The organism is Microbacterium sp. A84 (assembly GCF_051842815.1).
In the GTDB taxonomy this organism is placed as follows: domain Bacteria; phylum Actinomycetota; class Actinomycetes; order Actinomycetales; family Microbacteriaceae; genus Microbacterium.
This window is the reverse complement of the sequence record NZ_JBPXMS010000003.1, coordinates 242,516-263,662: the sequence shown is the minus strand read 5'-3', so window position 1 is coordinate 263,662 and position 21,147 is coordinate 242,516. Positions and strand designations below refer to the sequence as shown.

Annotated in this window: 22 protein-coding genes; 17 read left to right on the top strand and 5 right to left on the bottom strand. The window is 65.5% G+C overall.

Features of this window, described 5'->3' with window-relative positions:
- The first annotated feature begins 32 nt into the window (after positions 1–32).
- The 10 genes from ACSU04_RS13820 (at position 33) to ACSU04_RS13775 (ending at position 8,763) form a co-directional block, all read left to right on the top strand.
- Positions 33–1,031 (top strand): permease, encoded by a 999-nt coding sequence (locus ACSU04_RS13820; protein WP_439283123.1) that lies wholly within the window; start codon positions 33–35, stop codon positions 1,029–1,031.
- Positions 1,024–1,818, top strand: a complete 795-nt coding sequence (locus ACSU04_RS13815; protein WP_439289981.1) for a TIGR03943 family putative permease subunit — start codon at positions 1,024–1,026, stop codon at positions 1,816–1,818. Before ACSU04_RS13820 ends, ACSU04_RS13815 begins: the two co-directional genes overlap by 8 nt.
- On the top strand, positions 1,808–3,466 hold the full coding sequence (locus tag ACSU04_RS13810; RefSeq protein ID WP_439289980.1) for an Ig-like domain-containing protein: 1,659 nt from the start codon (positions 1,808–1,810) through the stop codon (positions 3,464–3,466). Before ACSU04_RS13815 ends, ACSU04_RS13810 begins: the two co-directional genes overlap by 11 nt.
- Positions 3,467–3,484: 18 nt before the next feature.
- Positions 3,485–4,147: a DNA-3-methyladenine glycosylase gene (locus tag ACSU04_RS13805; RefSeq protein WP_439289979.1), complete on the top strand. Its 663-nt coding sequence runs from the start codon at positions 3,485–3,487 to the stop codon at positions 4,145–4,147.
- Between the two features lie 129 nt (positions 4,148–4,276).
- Complete coding sequence (gene rpmB, locus ACSU04_RS13800) at positions 4,277–4,513, top strand: 50S ribosomal protein L28 (protein ID WP_439282812.1); 237 nt, start codon at positions 4,277–4,279, stop codon at positions 4,511–4,513.
- On the top strand, positions 4,513–4,683 hold the full coding sequence (gene rpmG / locus ACSU04_RS13795; protein ID WP_439282814.1) for a 50S ribosomal protein L33: 171 nt from the start codon (positions 4,513–4,515) through the stop codon (positions 4,681–4,683). Before rpmB ends, rpmG begins: the two co-directional genes overlap by 1 nt.
- A gap of 2 nt (positions 4,684–4,685) precedes the next feature.
- Positions 4,686–4,991, top strand: a complete 306-nt coding sequence (gene rpsN, locus ACSU04_RS13790; protein WP_241927273.1) for a 30S ribosomal protein S14 — start codon at positions 4,686–4,688, stop codon at positions 4,989–4,991.
- A 259-nt stretch (positions 4,992–5,250) separates the two neighbouring features.
- Positions 5,251–6,075: an endonuclease domain-containing protein gene (locus tag ACSU04_RS13785; protein ID WP_439282816.1), complete on the top strand. Its 825-nt coding sequence runs from the start codon at positions 5,251–5,253 to the stop codon at positions 6,073–6,075.
- 316 nt (positions 6,076–6,391) lie between these two features.
- Complete coding sequence (locus tag ACSU04_RS13780; RefSeq protein WP_439282818.1) at positions 6,392–6,679, top strand: HU family DNA-binding protein; 288 nt, start codon at positions 6,392–6,394, stop codon at positions 6,677–6,679.
- An 83-nt stretch (positions 6,680–6,762) separates the two neighbouring features.
- Positions 6,763–8,763: a cytochrome c oxidase assembly protein gene (locus ACSU04_RS13775; protein ID WP_439289978.1), complete on the top strand. Its 2,001-nt coding sequence runs from the start codon at positions 6,763–6,765 to the stop codon at positions 8,761–8,763.
- Between the two features lie 4 nt (positions 8,764–8,767).
- On the opposite strand, the gene ACSU04_RS13770 is transcribed toward ACSU04_RS13775, so the two are convergent.
- Positions 8,768–9,826, bottom strand: coding sequence for a hypothetical protein (locus ACSU04_RS13770; protein WP_439289977.1), 1,059 nt, complete (start codon positions 9,824–9,826; stop codon positions 8,768–8,770).
- Between the two features lie 60 nt (positions 9,827–9,886).
- On the opposite strand from ACSU04_RS13770, the gene ACSU04_RS13765 reads away from it, so the two are divergent.
- Positions 9,887–11,278 carry an ATP-dependent DNA helicase gene (locus ACSU04_RS13765; RefSeq protein WP_439282824.1) on the top strand — a complete coding sequence of 464 codons (1,392 nt, stop codon included), beginning with the start codon at positions 9,887–9,889 and terminating at the stop codon, positions 11,276–11,278.
- On the opposite strand, the gene ACSU04_RS13760 is transcribed toward ACSU04_RS13765, so the two are convergent.
- Entirely contained in the window at positions 11,275–11,922 is a 648-nt protein-coding gene (locus ACSU04_RS13760) for a heme oxygenase (biliverdin-producing) (protein WP_439289976.1), read from the bottom strand. The two genes, ACSU04_RS13765 and ACSU04_RS13760, sit on opposite strands and share 4 nt — an antisense overlap.
- A 44-nt stretch (positions 11,923–11,966) precedes the next feature.
- Positions 11,967–12,281, bottom strand: a complete 315-nt coding sequence (locus ACSU04_RS13755; protein WP_439289975.1) for a DUF2470 domain-containing protein — start codon at positions 12,279–12,281, stop codon at positions 11,967–11,969.
- A gap of 98 nt (positions 12,282–12,379) precedes the next feature.
- Between ACSU04_RS13755 and ACSU04_RS13750 the strand changes: the two genes are divergently transcribed.
- Positions 12,380–13,666: a serine hydrolase domain-containing protein gene (locus ACSU04_RS13750; protein ID WP_439289974.1), complete on the top strand. Its 1,287-nt coding sequence runs from the start codon at positions 12,380–12,382 to the stop codon at positions 13,664–13,666.
- A 29-nt stretch (positions 13,667–13,695) separates the two neighbouring features.
- A complete protein-coding gene (locus ACSU04_RS13745; RefSeq protein ID WP_439289973.1) occupies positions 13,696–14,511 on the top strand; it encodes a TspO/MBR family protein in 816 nt (271 codons plus the stop codon).
- Here ACSU04_RS13745 and ACSU04_RS13740 read toward each other — a convergent pair.
- The gene (locus ACSU04_RS13740) at positions 14,508–15,701 is read right to left on the bottom strand and encodes a 4-hydroxybenzoate 3-monooxygenase (RefSeq protein WP_439289972.1); all 1,194 of its coding nucleotides are present in this window, start codon (positions 15,699–15,701) and stop codon (positions 14,508–14,510) included. The genes ACSU04_RS13745 and ACSU04_RS13740 overlap by 4 nt on opposite strands.
- A gap of 109 nt (positions 15,702–15,810) precedes the next feature.
- The gene (locus ACSU04_RS13735) at positions 15,811–16,578 is read right to left on the bottom strand and encodes an IclR family transcriptional regulator (RefSeq protein ID WP_439289971.1); all 768 of its coding nucleotides are present in this window, start codon (positions 16,576–16,578) and stop codon (positions 15,811–15,813) included.
- Between the two features lie 128 nt (positions 16,579–16,706).
- Between ACSU04_RS13735 and ACSU04_RS13730 the strand changes: the two genes are divergently transcribed.
- From ACSU04_RS13730 to ACSU04_RS13715, 4 genes are all read left to right on the top strand, one after another.
- On the top strand, positions 16,707–18,611 hold the full coding sequence (locus ACSU04_RS13730; protein WP_439289970.1) for an FAD-dependent monooxygenase: 1,905 nt from the start codon (positions 16,707–16,709) through the stop codon (positions 18,609–18,611).
- A 93-nt stretch (positions 18,612–18,704) separates the two neighbouring features.
- Positions 18,705–19,964, top strand: a complete 1,260-nt coding sequence (locus tag ACSU04_RS13725; protein ID WP_439289969.1) for an ATP-binding protein — start codon at positions 18,705–18,707, stop codon at positions 19,962–19,964.
- Positions 19,965–20,008: 44 nt separating this feature from the next.
- Positions 20,009–20,437: a MarR family winged helix-turn-helix transcriptional regulator gene (locus ACSU04_RS13720; protein ID WP_439289967.1), complete on the top strand. Its 429-nt coding sequence runs from the start codon at positions 20,009–20,011 to the stop codon at positions 20,435–20,437.
- A 9-nt stretch (positions 20,438–20,446) separates the two neighbouring features.
- Entirely contained in the window at positions 20,447–21,106 is a 660-nt protein-coding gene (locus tag ACSU04_RS13715; RefSeq protein ID WP_439289966.1) for a hypothetical protein, read from the top strand.
- Positions 21,107–21,147 lie beyond the last annotated feature (41 nt).

Sequence of the window (21,147 nt, the reverse complement as noted above, 5' to 3'; positions counted from 1 at the left end):
TCACTGCGAGGCGCTCGGGCGCTTCGGCAGGGATGCCTGCACGGCGCAAGCCCCGCTCGCCGTGGCTCGCCCCGCTGATCGGCATCGCCGTCATCGCCGCTCTCTTCCTGATCGACCGGTTCGCGCCGGCACTCTTCCAGGACTCACTGCCGCACCGAGCACAGGACGGGCTCACCCTTGCGCTCAGCGTGCTCATCGAGGCGTTGCCGTTCATCGTGCTCGGCGTCGTGCTCTCGATCGTGGTGCAGGTCTGGCTGCCACCGGACACCATCCAGCGCTGGCTGCCGAGACAGGGGTGGGCTCGCCGGGCCGTGCTATCGCTGCTCGGGATGCTGATTCCCGTCTGTGAGTGCGGCAACGTGCCCTTCGCTCGAGGCTTGATGATGCGCGGCCTCGCGCCTGCGGAGGCCATGACCTTCCTGATCGCGGCACCCATCGTGAACCCGATCGTGATTATCACCACGCATGCGGCGTTCGGCTGGGATGGTGGCATCCTCATCGCCCGACTCGTCGGCGGCTACCTGATCGCGAACCTGATCGGCTGGATCTACAGCCGCCACCCCGCACCCGATGCCCTGCTCACTCAGCAGTTCACTGCCACGTGCGAGCGCATCACGCACGAGCACGGCACTCCGACCAAACGCAGCCTCACACAGTTCCTCGTCGAGTTGCGCGCCGTCATGCCCGCACTCGTGATCGGCTCCGCGCTCGCCGGAGCCGTGCAGGTGCTGATACCGCGTGATGTGCTGCTGTCGATCGGATCGAATCCGGTGCTGTCGATTGTCACGATGATGGCGCTGGCGATGACGGTCGCGATCTGCTCCAACGTGGATGCCTTCTTCGCGCTGTCGTTCGTCTCGACGTTCTCGTCGGGTGCGCTGATCGCATTCCTGCTGGTGGGGCCGCTGGTCGACATCAAAATGCTGGCGCTGCTGCGCACCACGTTCACGGCTCGCACGCTGGTCGGCGTCGTCGCGGTGGTGCTGGCGAGTGCCTTTGCGATTGGGATCGGGGTGAACGTCTTTGGCTGAGTCGCACGCATCCGCCCCCTCGCGCTGGCACGCCATCGGATCCCGGTGGCTCGGCCTCGGCCTTGCCGTCGTCATCTCGGTGGTGACCATCGGACTCGCCGTGACCGGCCGGCTCACCCTCTACATCAGCCCCGAATCGATCTGGTTCGCCTGCGTCGGGGCGGTCGTCGTGCTTATCGGTGCGATCTGGTCGTTCACAATCCCGCTCGGTGAGGAAACGGATCACGGGCACGATCACGGACATGTGGATGCTGATGGAAAGGATGCCGCGGCACCCCGGCGCCGAACCCTCAGCATCGTCGGCACTGTTTCGGCCGGCGTCATCGCCAGCGGTGTCGTCGTCGCAGCCCTCGTGCTTCCGCCCGCCTCGCTGTCCGTCGAGCTTGCAATGTCGCGCGCCGGCGCTGACGGTGCGCTGTTCGCCGGAGCTGACACTCCGACTCTCGGGGTGGCTGACACGACGACCTTCGGTATCGGGGAGTGGTCGAGCGTCTTCGCGACTGCCTCGCGCCCTGAGACCTACGACGGACAGGCCGTCACCCTGACCGGTTTCGTCACCCCCGGCGGAGAATCGGATGCGGTGAACCTCACGCGCATGATCATTACGCACTGTGTGATTGATGCCCAGCCTGCTGCGGTGCCGGTCAGCCTCGAGGCGGGCGACTACGGCACCGGACAGTGGATCGAAGTCACCGGCACCATCAAGGCCGACTCCGATGGCTCGTTGCGTGTCGTGCCCACCTCGGTGGTCGCGATCGATGAGCCGGGGGATCCCTATGAGTACTGAGGATCAGTCGACGCCTCCCCGCACCCGTGCCGAGGCCAGAGCCGCCCGCGAGGCTGCTGCGCAGGAGCTCCCGGCGCGGGATGCCCCGGCGCGGGATGCGCCCGCGCCCGCGCTCGCGGCGACAGAGCGCACCGTGCCGGCCATTCCGGAAGCGCCAGCCGACGATGTCTTCATCCCGGCGCTCGCTGTTCCCGTCACCGAGCCCGAGTCCCGGACCGCCGAGCCTGTCTCGGCATCGGAGCAGCGTGAGCCGTCCGAAGCATCCGAACGGCCGACCGCACCGAAAGACCGCCGCTTCCTCTACACGTTGCTCGCCGTCGTCGGAATCCTCGTGGTCGTCGCCGGTGGGCTCAGCGCCGTCAGCCTCACGCAGGGGCCGCGGGTGAGCCAGGTGCAGGTCGATCCGAACGAGGCGATCGAAGTCTCCGGAAGCCGCGTCATCCTCACCGCCAACCAATCGCTGCAGGAGATCGACGAGGCGCAGGTCACTGTCGAGCCCGCGACGCCGTTCACGCTCGACGCCGCGGGGCGGAGCATCGGCATCCGGTTCACCGTCCCGCTCGACGACGCGACGAAGTACACGGTCAGCGTCGCTGACGTCACCGGCACTGGCGGAGGCCCCACGTCCAACCTGACAACGAGTTTCACGACGCCGACCGCCGAGATCTTCCTGCTCAACAGGACAGACGAAGACGACTCGATCTTCCGTGCCGACCTCAGTGGCGACGGGGTTCCCGTCTTCACGCATCCGCGTATCAATGATTTTCGCGCCACCGCCACGAATCTTGTCGTCGCCGTCGAAGATAACGACGGCTCGAGAATCCTCGTCATGAACCGTGATGGCAAGAATGTGCGCGAGTTGACGCTGCCTGGAGATGGCTATGTCAGCTCGGTGCAGGTCTCTGATCGCGGCGGTCTGGTCGGATACATCTACACTGACCGTGAGATCAGTGAAGACAGCGGCCGCGCAAGCGTGCTGGTCACCCAGTCGCTTAGTAGTGGAGATGAGCCGCAGATCGTGCAGGTCGGCGAGGAAGAGGCCAGCATTGCGGAGTGGCAGTTCGTGCCGGATTCCGCTGCCGTGCTGTTCATCGACTTTGCGGGAACACTGTCGCTCGATGATCGCGCGGGGGATGCCGGAGCCCAGAACATGGGCATCGCGATGCATCTGCTCGGAGTCTCGCGCGGCACTTACACCGCCATCATCGAGCACATCGACGGCAGCATCGTGGAGCTGAAGCTTGCCGATGGCTCGCAGACTCCGCTCGCGGCATCCGACCCCGACTATGGACCGGCTACGACCGTCACTCCCTACCCTGGTGGCACGCTGCGTCACGTTGTTTCGCGTGATGAATCAGGGCTGCCGACCGGCCAGGCGATCATCCGCGTCGATGATGACGGGGTGGCCACGCCGCTGCTCGAGGTCGCCGCCGGTAGTGCGATTTTGCAGGCGTGCGCTTCGCCCAGCGGGCAGTATGCCGCCGTGACTGTCGCGCCGGATCTGATCGAGAACGCGTACGACGACTTGCTCGTGTCCCTGCCGAAGACCCTGCAGACGCATCTGCTTGACCTGCGCTCGGGTGAGGAAATGCCCGTGCTCACCGGATTCGACATCTCGTGGTGCCGGATGGCACCGGGCTTCTTCTGAGCACATGGTGCTGATCCCATGACCCTGCGCCGTGCGACCAGGGCAGAGCTTGCGGGACTGCCGCTCGAAGTTGCGCCTCGCCTGCTCGGCGCCGAGCTTCGCACTGTTGTTGGTGGGCTGACGGTGGCGCTGCGCATCACCGAGGTCGAGGCGTACCACGGGCAGGGGACGGGTGATGCGCCAGACCCCGGGTCGCACGCGCGCATGGGGCGCACCGCCCGCAACGCCACGATGTGGGGCGAGCCGGGGCACCTCTACGTGTACCTGAGTCACGGCATCCACTCCTGCGTCAATGTCGTGTGTGGCCCCGACGGCCTCGCCGGAGGTGTGCTGCTGCGCGCGGGTTCGGTGAGTGAAGGGGCGGATGCTGCGGCATCCCGATCCGGCAGGGCAGGGCGCGATCTTGCCCGCGGACCGGGCCGATTCGGGCAGGTGTCTGGCCTGCGGCATCCACTTCATGACGGGATCGACGCAATCACCGGCGATTCCTTGAACGGCGCGCGTGCGCAGCTGTGGCTCGGCGATCCGGTCGCAGGCATCGCGACCGGTCCACGCGTCGGAGTCGCCGGCATCGCAGGAACGAGCGCGTTCCCCTGGCGGTTCTGGATCGAGGGCGACCGGTCGGTCTCACCATTCCGCTGGGGCCGAGGCGCGGCTGGAAGTCAAGCCATGCTAAACTGACTCTTTGTCTGCGCACACTCCTGTGCGTGGTTCGTGTGTTGTAGCCCCGAGCATGTCGAGGGGCGCGGCACGCAGACAAGGGATCTTGGGTGAGGCCGTCCGGTCTCACGGTAATGAAGGAGTAATCACATGGCAGCAGTGTGCCAGGTGACAGGAGCCATTCCCGGTTTCGGTCACACCATCTCACACTCGCACGTTCGTACGAAGCGTCGCTTCGACCCGAACGTGCAGAAGAAGACCTATTTCGTGCCGTCCCTCGGTCGTAAGATCACGCTGAACGTGTCCGCCAAGGGCATCAAGGTGATCGACGTCCGTGGCATCGAGAACGTGGTCAAGGACCTCCAGTCGAAGGGTGTCAAGCTCTAATGGCTAAGAAGTCACAGGACATTCGTCCGATCATCAAGCTTCGTTCGACGGCAGGCACTGGTTACACCTACGTGACCAAGAAGAACCGTCGTAACACCCCCGACCGCCTCGTGCTGAAGAAGTACGACCCGGTCGTCCGTAAGCACGTCGAATTCCGCGAGGAGCGCTAAACATGGCGAAGAAGAGCAAGATTGCTCGTAACGAGCAGCGCAAGGTCATCGTTGAGCGCTACGCAGAGCGTCGCCTCGAGCTGAAGAAGACCCTGGTCGACCCGAACGCAACCGACGAGGCCCGCGAGGCCGCACGTCTCGGACTGCAGAAGCTGCCGCGCAACGCGTCGCCGGTTCGCGTCCGTTCGCGTGACGCCATCGACGGTCGCCCCCGTGGAATGCTGACGAAGTTCGGCATCTCGCGTGTGCGCTTCCGCGACATGGCACACCGTGGCGAGCTGCCCGGTATCACCAAGTCGAGCTGGTAAGCATCGCTTGAAAAGGGGCGAGGATCTTCGGATCCTCGCCCCTTTTGCGTGTCCGGCGTGCATCCGGAGGTGCATCCGTTCGGGAGGAGTCCGCCCGCATGGGAGGACTAGAACGCAGCATCCGCTCCTCCCGAGACGGTGATCTCCTCCCGACCGAAGTGGCGCCACTCGTTCTGCACGGAATGCTGATGTTCGATGTCGTGCACGGTTCGCGCATTGGCGGGGACGCGGTCACCGTCACACGCGCCAAGATCGCTGAATGGATGCTCTCACCGCACTTCGTACGCTCGGCAACGTTGCGCCGGTCTCGGCACTTCGCGACGCCGGAGTCACCGCGCACGCGCTGAAGATGGCGAAGGCTGCGGGCGCCGTCCGGGTGGTGCGCCGCGGATGGGTGGCAACGGCGGATGCCGATCCGCTATTGATCTACGCGGCCAAGGCAGGGGTCGTGCTCAGCTGCACGACCGTTGCCAAACGGATGGGGCTGTGGGTGCCAGATACATCGCAGACCCACGTGGCCGCCCCGCCGTCATCCGGTCACGTCACCGCGGAAGACGCCATTGTCCATTGGAACAAGCCGATCGTTCCTCGAAACCCGCACTCCTGCGAAGACGGCATCGAGAATGCGTTGATCATCGCGTCGACCTGCGTGAATCCCGAGCACGCCCTCGTGCTTTGGGAATCGGCTCTCAATGAGGGCATGATTTCCCAGACGGAACTCCTGCGATTGCCGCTGCCCGCCCGCGCGAGGGAGTCGTTGGAGGCCGCGCGCCCGTTTTCAGACTCAGGGCTGGAGACGATCTTTGTACGTCGCGTGAGATGGCTCAACTTGCCGCTGCTTCAGCAGGCGTGGATCCTTGGGCGACCCGTCGACCTACTCATCGGTGAGCGGCTGGTGGTGCAGATCGATGGCGGGACCCATGTCGGCGCGCAGCGGTCAGCGGACATCGCTCATGATGCGCTACTGAAGCTGCATGGCTACCACGTCATCCGCGTCAGCTACGACCAGATCATGAACCGCTGGCCCGAAGTGCAGGCGCTCATCATGGCTGCCGTCGCGCAGGGGCTGCACCTCGCCGCATGAGCGCACACGGCGCGTGTGCCGCCGGCACCACATCCGTGGGGAGGACTTCGCCCGAACGGGAGGAGCCTCCTACCGCATCCGGTCCTCCCTGAGCGGCGTTCTCCTCCCGAGTGGATGCCCCTCCAAAGGCGGTTTCCGGGGTCACTCGAGTCACATTCGTCACTTCTGTACCGCGACACGCGCACTAAAACCTCAAAACCCGCGAAATGACGCGGAAATGTGGGCGGTGGTTGATACATTCGAGGCGGTCACTCGATCAGGAGCATCCGCTCCGGCAACCCACAATCAATGCGACACTTCGTCGCTGGAGGATGACATGGCTGACAAGTCCATCACCAAGACCGAGCTCGTCGCGAGCATCGCTTCTGCCACTGGCCAGAGCCAGGCCACCGTCTCGGGCGTCCTCGACTCGCTCTTCGCCACGGTTTCTGACGCTGTTGCCAAGGGCAGCAAGGTCTCGATCCCGGGCTGGATCGCTTTCGAGCGTGTCGACACCGCAGCTCGCACGGGCCGCAACCCGCAGACCGGCGCCGAGATCAAGATCCCGGCCGGCCAGCGCGTCAAGGTGACCGCTGGTTCCAAGCTGAAGGCATCCGTCAAGTAAGACGGCTCCTTCTCGAAGGCCGTCCCTCCTCGGAGGGGCGGCCTTCGTGCTTTCTCCGACCGCGACGAGCATAGGCTGGAGGGGTGACTTCCCACGCCCCCCGCACCGCGCAGTCCTCGGCGTACCGGGCTGCCGGCATCGTGGTGCTCGCTACGGCTGCATCTGTCGCTCTCATCGCCGGACTCTTGTTCGGTGGTGGCGCTGCCGAGCAGCTTCTCCAGGACCCCGGTGCGTTCGTGCGCTGGGGGCTTCCCGCAGCACGCACGGTGAACAACATCAGCGCCGCGGCCATGATCGGCTCGCTCACGCTGGCTCTCTTCGCGCTGCGTGCCGGAGATAAACCGTTCGAGACGGCACTGGATACCGCATCCGTCGGCGCCGCCGTCTTCACCGTCTCCGCCGGCGCGACCGGATTTCTCACCTTCCGCAGCGCCTTCTCCGGCATCGAGCTCAGCCTGGATGATCAGTTCGGTGAGCAGCTCGGGCGATTCTTCCTCGTGCTTCCGCTCGGTCAGGCCTGGCTGATCACCACGCTGATGGGCGCGGTGGTCACGATCCTGCTGTTCGCCTGGCGAAGCTGGACGCCCACCCTCATCACGGCCATCATCGCCTTCGCTGCTCTCCTCCCGATGGCCACCCAGGGGCACTCCGGCGAGCTCTCCGGCCACGTCATCGCCGTCAACTCGATCCTGCTGCACACGATCGGCGCCGCTGTCTGGCTGGGTGGGCTGATCCTGCTGGTCGTCCTGCGCGGCGTGAAGGGTGTTGACTCGGTCGCCCTGGTGCGCCGCTATTCCAGCCTTGCGATCGCGGCGTTCGTCGTCGTCGCGGCATCCGGCATCGTGCGTTCCATCGTCGGCCTCGGCAGCTGGGAGGGGCTGTGGACGCCCTACGGCATCATCATCCTCGTCAAGGTGGTGCTGCTCGGCGGCATGGGCCTGCTCGGCGCCTGGTATCGCGCACGCCTGATTCCTCGCCTCGACGGCGAGAAAGCTTCGCGCTGGTTCTGGATGCTGGTGCTTGGCGAAGTCGCCCTGATGGGACTGGCATCGGGCGCGGCTGCCGCGCTCGCACGTACGCCTCCTCCCACGGGTGAGACGAGCGCCATCAGGCAGACGCCTGCGGAGATCCTCACGCGCTCTCCGATGCCGCCGGAGTTCACCATCGACAAGTGGTTCACCGGCTGGGACTTCGACATCCTCTGGGCCATGGCTGTGGCGCTTGGAGCCTTCTTCTACCTGGCTGGCGCCTGGCGCATGCGCCGGCGAGGAGATGGCTGGCCGATCCACCGCACGGTGTTCTGGCTGCTCGGACTCGCGGTCCTGTTTTGGGTCACCTGTGGACCGATCAACCTGTACCAGGAGTACCTGTTCAGCGTGCACATGCTCGGGCACATGATCCTGTCGATGGCGATCCCGTTGCTGCTGGTGTCTGGTGCTCCGATCACGCTGGCACTGCGCAGCATCCACAAGCGGGATGACGGAACCCGCGGTGCGCGTGAGTGGATCATGTGGGCCGTACACTCCCCGTTCTCACGTGTGATCACGCACCCGTTTGTCGCCGCGGGCATCTTCATCGGGTCGCTGTGGGCGTTCTACTTCACCGATCTTGTGCGCTGGTCGATGTATGAGCACCTGGGCCACGAGTGGATGATCATCCACTTCCTGATCTCCGGGTATCTGTTCGTGATGACGCTGGTCGGCATCGACCCGATTCCGTATCGACTGCCGTACCCCGGCAGGCTCATCACCCTCATCGCCATCATGGCGATGCACGCGTTCTTCGGCATCGCGATCATGATGCAAGAGGGGCTGATGGTCGCGGAGTGGTTCGGCTCGATGGGGCGCATCTGGGGCCCGACGCCCATGGAAGATCAGTACATCGGCGGCGGTATCGCGTGGTCGGTCGGTGAGATTCCGACGCTGATCCTTGCGATCACGGTCGCGATCCAATGGAGCCGTGACGACACGAGGGAGCAGCGCCGCAGCGACCGGCATGCGGATCGCACCGGCGAGGCTGAGCTTGAGGAATACAACGCGCAGCTGGCAGCACTTGCTGAGCGGGATCAGCGCACATCGCGCTGACGGGTCACTCGACCGGCGACCCGACCCGAATGGATGCTGAGTCATCCGGCAGGATCACGATCGTGCCGTTGACGCGGAACGGCACATCTTCGGAGACATGCTGAATCGACCCGTCAAAGAGGGAGCGGATGTCGACCTCGATGTGAGCGACGGCATCCGTCGCGGGAATCATCCAGTGTGCGCCGTCGGGCTCGACAGTAACGTCAGGCTGCGCGCTGATGGACCACACCGGCAGGTTCGCGAGGCGGTTCTGCACTTCGAGTCCGAACGGACAGGCCGTCGGCAGCAGCACCTGCTGGGTGGTGCACTCGGTGAGGAACTCCTCCACCCTGGTCTGCACGACGGAGACGAACTCCTCACTCGGTATTGTCTGCACCTCGACGGAAGTCTGGGTGAGGGGAGCATCAGCCAGGATGCTGACGCCGGGCGAAGTGGAGATCGCGGTGTCCACGGTGACGGAGTACACGCCGGGAGTGAACACCAGCAGCGGCAGCGGGTCGGTGGGAGCGGCATCGGCCCCGGCCGGCGATACCTGGTGCCGATCGATCTCGAAGCCGTTGACGGCGAAGCGGTCGGCGCCGAGAACGGTCAGAGATACTGCTGCCAGTGGTGTGCGGGTGAACTTCCAGTTCGGCGTGACACCCACCCAGCCGTCCTGCTCGACCTCGAACGTGCTGACACCCGGATGCGAGCCCGCGACGTACGACACCGTGACCGATGTGACCGCGTTGATCGTCTCCTCCGAAACCACCGTGATATCGCTCAGTGGCGCGAGCGCCGACTGCCGCAGCAACGCTTCGGATGCTCCGGCAGCGATGCCGGCATCCTCAATCGTGTCGCGGTCGATGGCGACGCCGGGGACATGCAGTGCGTCGGCGGCGCGGCCGGTGGCGAGCAGATCAAGGTACCGGGTGACGAAGGCGGAAGGGCCGTAGAACTCTTTGTAGAGCGACATGCCTGCGGCGCCGAGTGCGCCGAGCAGCAGCACGCCGATCAACGCAAGAATCGTGAGATCAGTGCCAAGACTGCGACGCCGCGGCGACGTCGTCACTGGCTGATCCATGGCGTCAGTCTAGGAGGACGGGCTGTGACAGTGCCGAGCGTTGCGGGGCGGCGAAGTACGATGAGTGTCGTGTCCTTTCCCGCCTTGTCCGACGAGCAGCAAGACCTGTACCAGCTCATCGAAGACACCAGGGAGCACGTTTTCATCACGGGACGCGCTGGCACGGGCAAGTCAACGCTGCTGCAGTACTTCGCCTGGAACACCGAAAAGCAGATCGCGATCTGCGCGCCGACCGGTGTCGCCGCCCTGAATGTTGAGGGGCAGACGATCCACTCGCTGTTCCGCCTGCCGATCGGTCTCATCGCCGAGAACGAGATCGATCAGAACGACGCGACCCGGCGCATCCTGAACGCCATCGACACGCTGGTGATCGATGAGATCTCGATGGTCAACGCCGATCTCATGGACGGCATGGATCGTGCACTCCGGCAGGCTCGCGGTCGTCGGGCAGAGCCATTCGGTGGCGTGCAGGTCGTGATGTTCGGCGACCCGTACCAACTCGCCCCTGTGCCGCCGCGCGGCGACGAGCTGCGCTACGTGCAGGACCACTACCGATCGTTCTGGTTCTTCGATGCCAAAGTGTGGGCCGGGGCGACGATGGGTGAGATCGACGGCCTCATGGATCTCGGACGCCACGGTGCCCAGTTGCACGTGCGCGAGTTGGTGCAGATCCACCGGCAGTCAGACGACGGGTTCAAGTCGATGCTGAACGCCGTGCGCTACGGGCGGGTGACGGCTGAGATCGCCGAGGTGCTGAACAGGCAGGGCACACGTACCCCGCCGGATCCTGAGCCCGGCGAGATCCCGATGATCACCCTCGCTACCCGTAATGACATCGTCAACAACATCAACCGACGACACCTTACGGCGCTCGCAGGTAAAGAGCAGACGGCCATGGCAGAGATCAGCGGCGACTTCGGCCGAGGGGATTCCTCATACCCCGCGGATTCTGAGCTGAAGCTCAAAATCGGCGCACAGGTGATGTTCCTGCGCAACGACGTGTCAATGACCGGTGAGCCACCGCGCTGGGTGAACGGCACGATCGGCACGGTCAAGCGCATTCTCGGTGGATCGGTGCGAGTCGAGATTGACGGTGAGGACGTTGACGTCGAGCCCGCCGTCTGGGAGAGGTTTCGCTACTCCTACGACCCGAACGCCAAGACACTCAGCCGCGACGTGATCGCGGAGTTCATGCAGTTCCCGCTGCGGCTCGCGTGGGCAGTCACGATCCACAAGTCGCAGGGTAAGACCTACGACCGGGCGATCATCGATCTCGGCGGCGGGGCGTTCGCACCGGGGCAGACCTATGTGGCGCTGTCGCGGCTGACCTCGCTGGACGGTCTCTACCTGTCGCGGCCTCTTCGGCCCAGCGACATCAAGGTCGATGAGGACGTGCGCCGCTTCATGCGCGAGGCCTGGGAGAAGGCGTCGACCCCTGAGGTGGATGCTTAGGCCGCTACGCGTGCCCGATCCAGGTCTTCGAACAGTTCCGTGTTGAAGCGGTAGGCCAACAGCACCTCGTCGATCACGCGCTCGCGCTCCGCGTCATCCCAGGGTGCAGCATCCAACTGCTTGCGATAGACGTCCTTGAACGCTTTCGGGTCGGCGATGTCATCGAACAGGTAGAAGCCGATACCGTTCGTCTCGAAGCCGAACCGGCGCTGCATGACCCGGCCGATGAACACCCCGCCAGAGAGGTCACCGAGGTATCGGGTGTAGTGATGCGCGACGAAGCCGCCAGCCCAGGTAGAGCCGACCTCGGTGATGCGCTCCACGTAACGCTGGGTGGTCTCCAGCGGCGCGATCTTGTCTCTCCAGTCCGGTCCGACGAGGAATTCGAGGTCGGCCTCAAGCGCAGGAAGGCGCGTCAGCTTGTCAGTGATGAAGACGGATGCCACGGGGTTTCGGCGCATCCGTTCGCCGGCAGACTCCAGCGCCGAGTAGATGAAATAGTGCTGAGCGACGAGGGCGATGTAGTCCTCGCGGGACCCTTCGCCTCCCAGCAGATCCGCCATGAAGCCTGCGTGCTCACTGCGGGAGTGGGAGGTCGAGGAGCGCTCGCGCAGCGCCGCAGAGAAGGAGATGAGTTCCGCCATGCGCCCAGTGTAAGGCGTACCTAACCTGAATGATAGGGGAGCGCTCAGGCGTGTGGTCGAGGCGTGACGCCGAGCCGCTCGCAGGCCGCGTCGTATAGGGCGACGACTTCGCGCCGCACTGCGGAGCGTTCCGTGATCGGACCGCCGAGCCAGGGGACATCCAGCTCTTCGGGGATGCCGACGCGGGTGATCTGCCAGACGCCGCCGTTGCCGTCGAAGTCCAGCATTACCGCAGCGGTGATCTTGAAATCGGATGCTGAGGCGAACGCGCGCGCGATGAGGAGGTTGTCCTCTGCATGGTCCTCGTTCATATGATGCAGAACCGCAGAGACGACGTCGTCTTCGAAGATATGGGACACCCCTTTACTGTACGTCTCCCGCAAGCGGGACGGGATGGTGACGAGTTTCCAGGTGGGAGCTTTAGACTCGGGGCATAAACCACCCTGGAGTTTCTTTCATGCACGTACTTCCGTCGCGCCGCTGGCGCGCCGCCGCCGCAGGCGCTGCCGCGCTCGCACTCGTCCTGACCGGCTGCTCGACCCCGGAGGAGACTTTCTCCTACACGCCACCAGAGCAGGTCGACCAGTCGCTGCCTGAGGACACGGCCGCCCAACTGCAGGCCGCGGTCGAGAACGCGATCGTGAAGACCGGCTCGACGGGCGCGATCGTTGGCGTGTGGGTGCCGTGGAGCGGTACCTGGGTGACGGCGATGGGGACGCAGTCTGTCGAAGACCAGACGGCAGTCACCACAGACATGACGTTCCGCATTGCGGACACCACCCGGATGATGACGTGCGACGTGCTGTACGGCCTCGCCGATGACGACGTCGTTGAGCTGGATGCGCCAGTGCCGGACTATGTTTCCGGTGTCGCTCAGCTTGAGGACATCACCCTGCTCGACCTCTGCAATGGCACGAGTGGTGCCGGTTCATCCGAGTCAACGGTCGCGAGCATGTGGCTGAACACTCCAGAGCGGGTGTGGGCACCGCTGGAGCTGGCATCCTTCGGTCTGGGGCAGGCGCCTGCGACCTCGCACACGACCTATCGCGACTCCGATTCCGGATATTTGCTGCTCGGGCTCGCGCTGGAGCGGGCAGCCGGAAAGAGCGCATCGGAGCTCATTGCCGAGTACGTCACTTCCCCGCTTGACCTCGCCGGCACGTCGCTGCCGCGTACTGCTGCCGCAACGCCGGGGGAGAACTCGCTGAGTGGAAACTACCTGAACGCGATCGAGGGCGGCTACGACTGCTCGGCGCCCGTCGATATCACGACGCTCTCCTCGAGCACCGGCTTCACCGACTCCGGCGTGGTCTCAACGATCGACGATCTCGGCCGCTACGTGCAGGCCACGGCGCGTGAGGCACTGCGCGGCGAAGATGCGGAGTCTGATCGATTCGCAAACGCACTGCCCAGCTCGCCGGGTGCCCCGTCTTGGTATCAGGCCACCGGCGGCGCGTTTCTGGTCGGGTCGATGATCGGCCAGCACGGCTGGACTCCGGGCTACGCGAGCTCTGCCTACTCTGACCCGGAGACCGGCTTCACCGTGGCAGTCGTGCTGAACAACTCCTCGGCAGGTTCAGGCCCCGCGGCGTACCTGGCCTGGGAACTCGCCGCAATCGCGTCGAAGTCGCCGGCCGCGAGCGGACAGACCGCACCGGATTCCGGGCTGCCCTTCACCGCGGAGCAGTATCACGACGTCATCTCCAACCTCACCGTCTGCGCCACGCCGCCCGCCGCGGAGTAACAGCGGACGAGACGCCCTACCCTGGGGTCATGTCCCAGACAGAGAAGTCTGATCGTGTTCGCCGTATCGTCGTCGCGCTGACGGTGGCCGGCGCTGTCGTTGCCGCAGTACTCAATTCTGGACTCCTCGGCGGTACGGGCATCGCGGATGCTGCAGGCGGAGCCTTCGCCGCAGATGCCACAGTGCTTGCACCTGCCGGCATCGCATTCGTGATCTGGTCGGTCATCTACCTGGGCCTGGTGGGGTACGCGTTGTGGCAACTGCTTCCCACTCAGGTGGCGAAGCCGCTGCATCGCGCGGTCGGCTACGGCATTGCGGCATCCGCTCTGCTGAACGCCGTGTGGATCGTGTGCGTGCAGGCGTGGCGCATCGCCGAGTCGTTCGTGATCATCATGATTCTGCTCGGGGTGCTGCTGGTGACTTTCGTGCGGGCGTGCCGTAGGGCTCGTCGCGGGACCGTCGCGGAGATCGTGCTCGTCGACGGGATGCTCGGGCTGTATCTCGGCTGGGTGACGGTCGCTGCGAGTGCGAACCTCGCCGCGTGGCTTGCGGACATCGGGATCGACGGGTGGACGGAAGCACCGGGGGTTCCCGGCACGATCGCCCTCATCATCGCCGGGCTCATCGCGGTGTTCACGGCCTGGCGCGGCGGTCGCTGGGCGCCAGCGGTGGCGACGTCGTGGGGGCTGGTGTGGATCGCCGTCGGACGTTGGTCGGGTGCGCCGGACGCGCCGGTCGTGGCATCCACCGCGATCGTGCTGGCGGTTGTGGTGCTCGCGGTCACGGTATGGCGGTTCCGGTCGCGCACGCGGCAACCGCAGGTCGCAGCCGTGAGGCAGAGCTAGATCGGCCAGCCGGTGTACGCCTCTGCCAGGTAGGTGCGACCGGCCTCGGAGTCGGTGACAGAGCGCAGCTCGCCGAGCTGGCGTTGGCGGTCGAATTCGTTGTGCTCGGGCAGGCTGTGCAGCATGTTCGTCATCCACCAGGAGAAGTGCTGCGCCTTCCAGATGCGCTTGAGCGCGTCATCGGCGTAGGTGTCGATGAGGCGGGTGTCATTCTCGTTGAGGAGCGTGTCCAGGGCGCGGGCGAGCAGCACGACGTCGGCGATCGCTAGGTTCATGCCCTTCGCGCCGGTGGGCGGCACGGTGTGTGCGGCGTCGCCGACGAGCGCGGCGCGGCCGTGCCGCAGTTCGCGCGCGACGAAGCTGCGGAAGCGCAGCACGTCGCGCTGGAAGATTTTGCCCTCTTTGAGGGTGGTGCCCGGTACGCGTACCTGCAGCGTTTCCCAGATCTCCGCTTCGCTCATCGCGTTCGGGTCGATGTCGGGGTCGCACTGGAAATACATGCGCTGTACGTCGGGGCTGCGTTGGCTGATCAGGGCGAAGCCGTCGGGGGAGTTGCTGTAGATGAGCTCGTCCGCGCTTGCCGGCGCGTCACACAGGATGCCGAACCACGCGAACGGATATTCGCGGAAGTAGCCGTCCCGCGAGGTGCCGGCAATCGCCGGGCGCACGACCGAGCGCGAGCCGTCGGCGCCGACGACGAAGTCCGCGTCGATGATGAGCTCTGCGCCATCAGCGTCCGTCGCGATGACGCGCGGCGTCTCGATGTTGATCCCTTCGACGCGGGATGCGGTGACGCCGAAGCGCAGGTCCTGGCCGGTGCGCAGACGCAGGGCGAGCATGTCTTTGAGTACCTCGTGTTGCGGGTACAGCCAGACGCTGCGGCCGACGAGCTCGCGGAAGTCGATGCGGTGACCCGCGCCCTGGAAGCGCAGCTCGATGCCGTCGTGGCGGTCGCCGACGGTGTGCACACGGGTGTGCGGGTCGATCTCGGTGAGCAGGTCGACGGTACCCTGTTCGAGGATGCCGGCGCGGATGGTCTGCTCGATGTCTTCGCGCGAGCGCTGGTCGATCACGACAGAGTCGATGCCGGCGACGGCGAGCAGGTGGGAGAGGATCAGCCCCGCGGGGCCGGCTCCGACGATCGCGACTCGGGTGCGGACGGTAGTCGCGTTCGGTGTGGCGGTGCTCATGGCGTCTCCTTCGACGAATGGATGCTGCGCACCAGTGTGCCCCGTTCGCCCTCGCATAGGCAGGAGATTCTCATTGAATGGGAGTCTAAACGGGCGTCCCGAATGGGAGTCAGTGGAGCTCGCGGAGATCCAACTCGATGGCTCGAGCCGCACCGATGAGAGCGTTGATCGCCGGGGTCGGCGCGGTCTCCGGTGTCGGCGCGGTCTCGCGGGGGAGCACCACAGAGAGAGCGGCGACGACCTCACCGTGTGCGCGCACCGGGACGGCGACCCCGGTCGAGACTGCTTCGATGGATCCGGGGGCGACGACGTAGCCCCGCCGCCGGATCGACGCGAGTAGCGAGCGGAGAGTCACGGCATCCGTCACCGTCTCCGGCGAAACTGCGCGCAGAGGTGCGGCGAGCACGCGCTCGCGCACCTCTGGGTCCGCGTGCGCGAGCAGCACGAGGCCGGAGGACGACGCGTGCAGCGGCAGGCGGCCGGCGATACGGGTGATGTTGGCCCCGGCGTCCGGATCGGAGAGGCGCTCGAGGAACAGTGCCTCCTCGTGTTCGAGCACGGCGAGCTGCGTGTGCTCGCGAATCTGCGCCTGCACGCGCTCCATGTGTGGCAGGGCAGCCTGGCGCAGGCGAAGTGCGCTCGATCCGCGCAGTGCGAGTTCCCACAGGCGCATGCCGAGGCGGATGCGACCCTCCTCGTCACGCTCGAGCAGGCCCTCCGAGACGAGCTCGCCGACGATGCGGTGGGCGCTAGATATCGGTAGGCCGGTGCGGCGCGCGATGTCCGTGGCGGTCTGCAACGTGCGCTCTGTCGTGAACGTGTCGAGCACGCGCACGATGCGCTGGGTCATCGAGTCACCGGAGGGGGAGTTCGCCATGGGGCTACTTTCTCACGCGTGCTCTGGTTTCTTCCCCTGGCACTGGGTATAATCGTTGGCGCCCCAACTATCCCGACTCGGTCGGAAGACTTCTCCGGCTCAGCCCGGATGCGATCAAAGGAGATCTGATGCAGTTCTATCGCGACGGATACCGTCCAGGTGACCCGGACATCCGCCCGGCATCGCCGCAGGCGCTCGGACGCAGCGCGGAGTTCCCGGAGAAGGTCGATGTCCTCATCGTCGGTGCCGGACCCGCCGGAACCGTGCTCGCCGCCCAGCTGGCCGAGTTCTCCGACATCTCCACGCGCATCATCGAGCGTCGCGAGGAGCCGCTTCAAGTCGGCCACGCCGACGGCGTTGCCTGCCGCACGGTCGAGATGTTCCAGGCTTTCGGTCTCGCCGATGCTCTCGTCCGCGAGGCGTACTGGGTCAATGAGGTGCGCTTCTGGGGTCCGTCCGAGGGTGACCGCTCGAAGATCGCCCGCACCGGCTGGGTTGAGGACACCCCTGAGGGGCTCAGCGAGTTCCCGCACGTGATCGTGAATCAGGCGCGCATGCAGCAGTACCTCCTCGAGCACGCGGCGAATTCGCCGAGCAGGCTTCAGGCTGACTACGGCATCGAGTTCATCGGATTCGAGATGGAGGAGTCCGAGCATCCCGTCGCAGCACGCCTCCGCCGAGCCGATGGCACTGAGTTCACCGTCCGCGCGAAGTACGTCGTCGGTGGTGACGGCGCGCGCAGCAACGTGCGCCGCGCGCTCGGCATCCAACTCAAGGGCGATGCCGCCAACCACGCCTGGGGAGTCATGGACGTGCTGGCCACCACCGATTTCCCGGACTGGCGCACGAAGAATGTCGTGCAGTCGGCTGGCAAGGGAAGCCTGCTGATGATTCCCCGCGAGGGTGGCAACATGGTGCGCTGCTACGTCGACCTCGGCGAGGTGTCCGCCGGAGACGGCGAGATCCGCAAGAAGACGGCCGAGGAGCTCCGCGTCGTCGCGAATGAGATCCTGCACCCGTACTCGATTGATGTGCACCAGGTCGCCTGGTCGAGCGTCTACGAGGTCGGCCAGCGCGTCGCCGACCGCTTCGATGACCTGACCGCGGATGCCCCGGCCGATGCTGCTCCGCACGTCTTCGTCGCAGGAGACGCCTGCCATACCCACAGTGCCAAGGCCGGTCAGGGTATGAACGTGTCAATGCAGGATGCCTTCAACCTCGGTTGGAAGCTGGCGGCCGTTCTGCAGGGACGCTCGGATGCCACGCTGCTGCGCACCTACTCCGAGGAGCGCCAGGCGATTGCCGTCGATCTCATCGCGTTCGATAAGTACTGGTCGGCTTACATCGCTCAGCCGGCGCTCGATCCCGAGCATCCGGAGCGCGGCGGCGTCTCGCCCGCCGACATGCAGGCGGAGTTCGCGCGTCAAGGTCGTTACACCGCGGGGCTCGCGACGACCTACACGCCATCGACTCTCACCGGTGCATCCGACCACCAGGGGATCGCGAGCGGGTTCGAGGTCGGCGCCCGCTTCCACTCAGCACCGGTGCGCCGCGTGGCGGATGCCCGCCCGATGCAGCTCGGCCACACGCACCTCGCGGACGGACGCTGGCGCATCTACGCCTTCGGCGACGAAGGCGGTGTCGCGCTGAGCCAGTTCGCGTCATGGTTGACCGAGGGCGAGGACTCGCCGGTGCGGACGTTCACTGCTGCGGATGCCGACATCGACAGCGTCATCGACGTGCACGCGATCTTCCGCGGATCGCACCACGACATCGACGTCACCGCGTTGCCGTCGATTCTTCTTCCGCAGTCGGGACCGCTGGGGCTGCAGGACTGGGAGAAGAGCTGGGCCGCCGACGCGAAGGACGACATCTTCGCGAGTCGCGGGATCGCAGCGGAAGGCGCGATCGTCGTGGTGCGTCCGGACCAGTACGTCGCGCACGTGCTTCCGCTGACGGCCCGCGAGGAGCTGCGGGACTTCTTCGCCGGGTTTCTGCTGCCCAGATCAATCGCGCAATCGATATCTGAATGATCGCAGGGAGGATATTGAAAGCTTCGCAGAAGCGATAGTGCGACGATCGCAGAAGTTATAGTGAAAAGTTCGCAGAAGCGATAGTCTCATCATATGGCCGCTTATCGTGAACGCGTCGCTGACGTGATCATTCGCGATGCTCTCGTCAGTTTTGGTGCGCTCATTATTGAAGGGCCCCGCGCGGTGGGTAAGACGACGACGGGCCTGCGTCATTCCGCGAGTTCCGTCCGACTGGATTCTTCGCCACAGGTCGCCGACCTCGCTGAGGTTGCGCCCGGCGCCGTTCTTTCGGGTGCGGTTCCGCGGCTTCTTGATGAGTGGCAGCTCGCGCCCACGCTGTGGAACGCTGTGCGCCACGAAGTCGACCATCGCGGCCTGCCTGGGCAGTTCATCCTCACCGGATCCGCTACTCCTGCGGACGATCAGACGCGACATAGCGGCGCTGGCCGCTTTCGCAGAGTTCGGTTGCGGCCGATGGCGCTGGCTGAGAGTGGGGAGAGTACGCGCACGGTGAACCTGCGAAGCATCCTCGTCGGTGAACCAGCGGGTGCGTTCGGTGGACCGACGGTCGAAGAGTATGCGCAACTGATCGTGCGAGGTGGATGGCCCTCGCTCGTCGATGCGTCTCAGCGCTCTGCGACGGACTATCTCACGAGCTATCTGGACGACATCTCCAGGGTCGACCTGCCGGAGATGGGCGTGCGGGTGGACCCGATTCGGATGCGTGCCCTTATCCGGGCGCTTGCACGGAACATCGCGACTGAGATCCCTCTGGCAAAGCTCGCGCGCGAAGCCGAGATCGGGCCGGATGCGGCGGCGACATCCGCGCAGACGGCGCGCCGTCACATCGATGCGTTGACGCGGGTTTTCGTCGTGGAGGAGCTTCCCGCTTGGGCCCCGCACCTCCGGTCAAAGGTTCGCCTTCGCGTTCAGCCGGTGTGGCACTTCGCCGATCCATCACTCGCCGCCGCTGTCCTCGGGGCATCGCCGCAGAGGTTGCTGGCGGACCTCGAGACATTTGGTTTCTTCTTCGAATCCCTGTGCGTGCGCGACCTTCGGGTGTACGCCGAGGCGCTGGGGGGTGATCTGTTCCACTATCGGGATGAGACTGGGCTGGAGGTCGATGCGATCCTCGAGCTGCGGGACGGAACATGGGCTGCGTTCGAGGTAAAGCTCGGCGGTGCGAAAGCGATCGATACGGCGGCCCGTAGTCTTCACGCCCTCGCAGCCAAGGTGTCATCGCAGCGCTCATCGGAGTTGAAAGCCAAAGTCGTTCTCACCGCCGGCAACGCGTCGTATGCGCGTCCCGATGGTGTTCAAGTGGTCTCGATTGGCCACCTCTTTACAACCTGATGGCGCGTCGCAAGCTGGAGCCGGCTGAGAGGATGGATGCCGTGATGACCATGGCCGACCTCCCCGAACCGCAGCGCCACGTCGGAAACCTCATCCGTCGTGCGCAGCAGCTGCACCTGGCGACGTGGGCGCGCGTGGCCTCGGCCGAGATTACGAGCGCGCAGTACAGCATCCTCGCGGTGCTGGACCGGCTCGGCGAGGCGAGTCAGCGCGAGCTGTGCGACGAGGTCGACCTCGACCGTTCCACGATCACCGATCTCGTGCGAAGGATGGAGAGGGCGGGACTGATCGCCCGCCGACGGGCCGAAGGCGATGCGCGCCGGAATGTCGTGACGCTCACCGCGCACGGCGAGGCGGAGCGTGCACGTCTCGTCCCGCTCGTGATCGAGGTGCAGCGCGAGCTGACCGGACACCTTGATTCGACCGAGGTGGATGCGCTCTTTCGCGGACTCCGGGCGATGCTTGAGCGGTAGCCTCGACACATGCCCACCTCTGTATCCGCTTCCGCGACTGCGTGGGCACCGCTCGATCCTCAGGCAGTCGCCGAGCTGCTGTCCGCGGCATCCGTGCGCTGGTGGCTGTCCGGCGGAGCTGCGCTTGACCGTTGGCTCGGGCACGATATCCGTCCGCGGCCGAACATCGATGTCAGCGTCATCGCCGCGGATCTCGCCGGGCTGGTGGCGATCCTGCCCGAGGGTCTCAGCGCCTGGGTGCCCGCAGACGAGGGCGATGAGATGATCCCGTTCACGGATGCTCCAGCCGACGCCGACCTGCAGCCAGTGCTCGTCCGTGACGACGCGGAGGGCGCCTGGATCCTGCAGATCAACGTCGAAGACGGCGCCCCGCGCGCCTGGATTTACAAGCGCGACCCCCGGCTGCAGCTGCCGTGGGATCGCGCGGTGCTCGATATCGACGGCATCCCGACGGGCGCCCCCGAGGTGCAGTTGGTGTGGAAGGCACTGCGCCCCCGGCCGGAGGACGATGCCGACAAGGATGCCGTCGTGGCAGAGCTCTCCGACGAAGCGCGCGCCTGGTACGAGAAGGCGATCCTCTCGATCCACCCGCACTCGAACTGGTCAATCCATGTGCGGAGCCCGTTCGCGCCGGGCAAGGCCAGCTGGAACAAGAAGAACCGCACCTGAGTTCCGTCAACTTTACGTGAATTGCATCGACTTAACGGCAC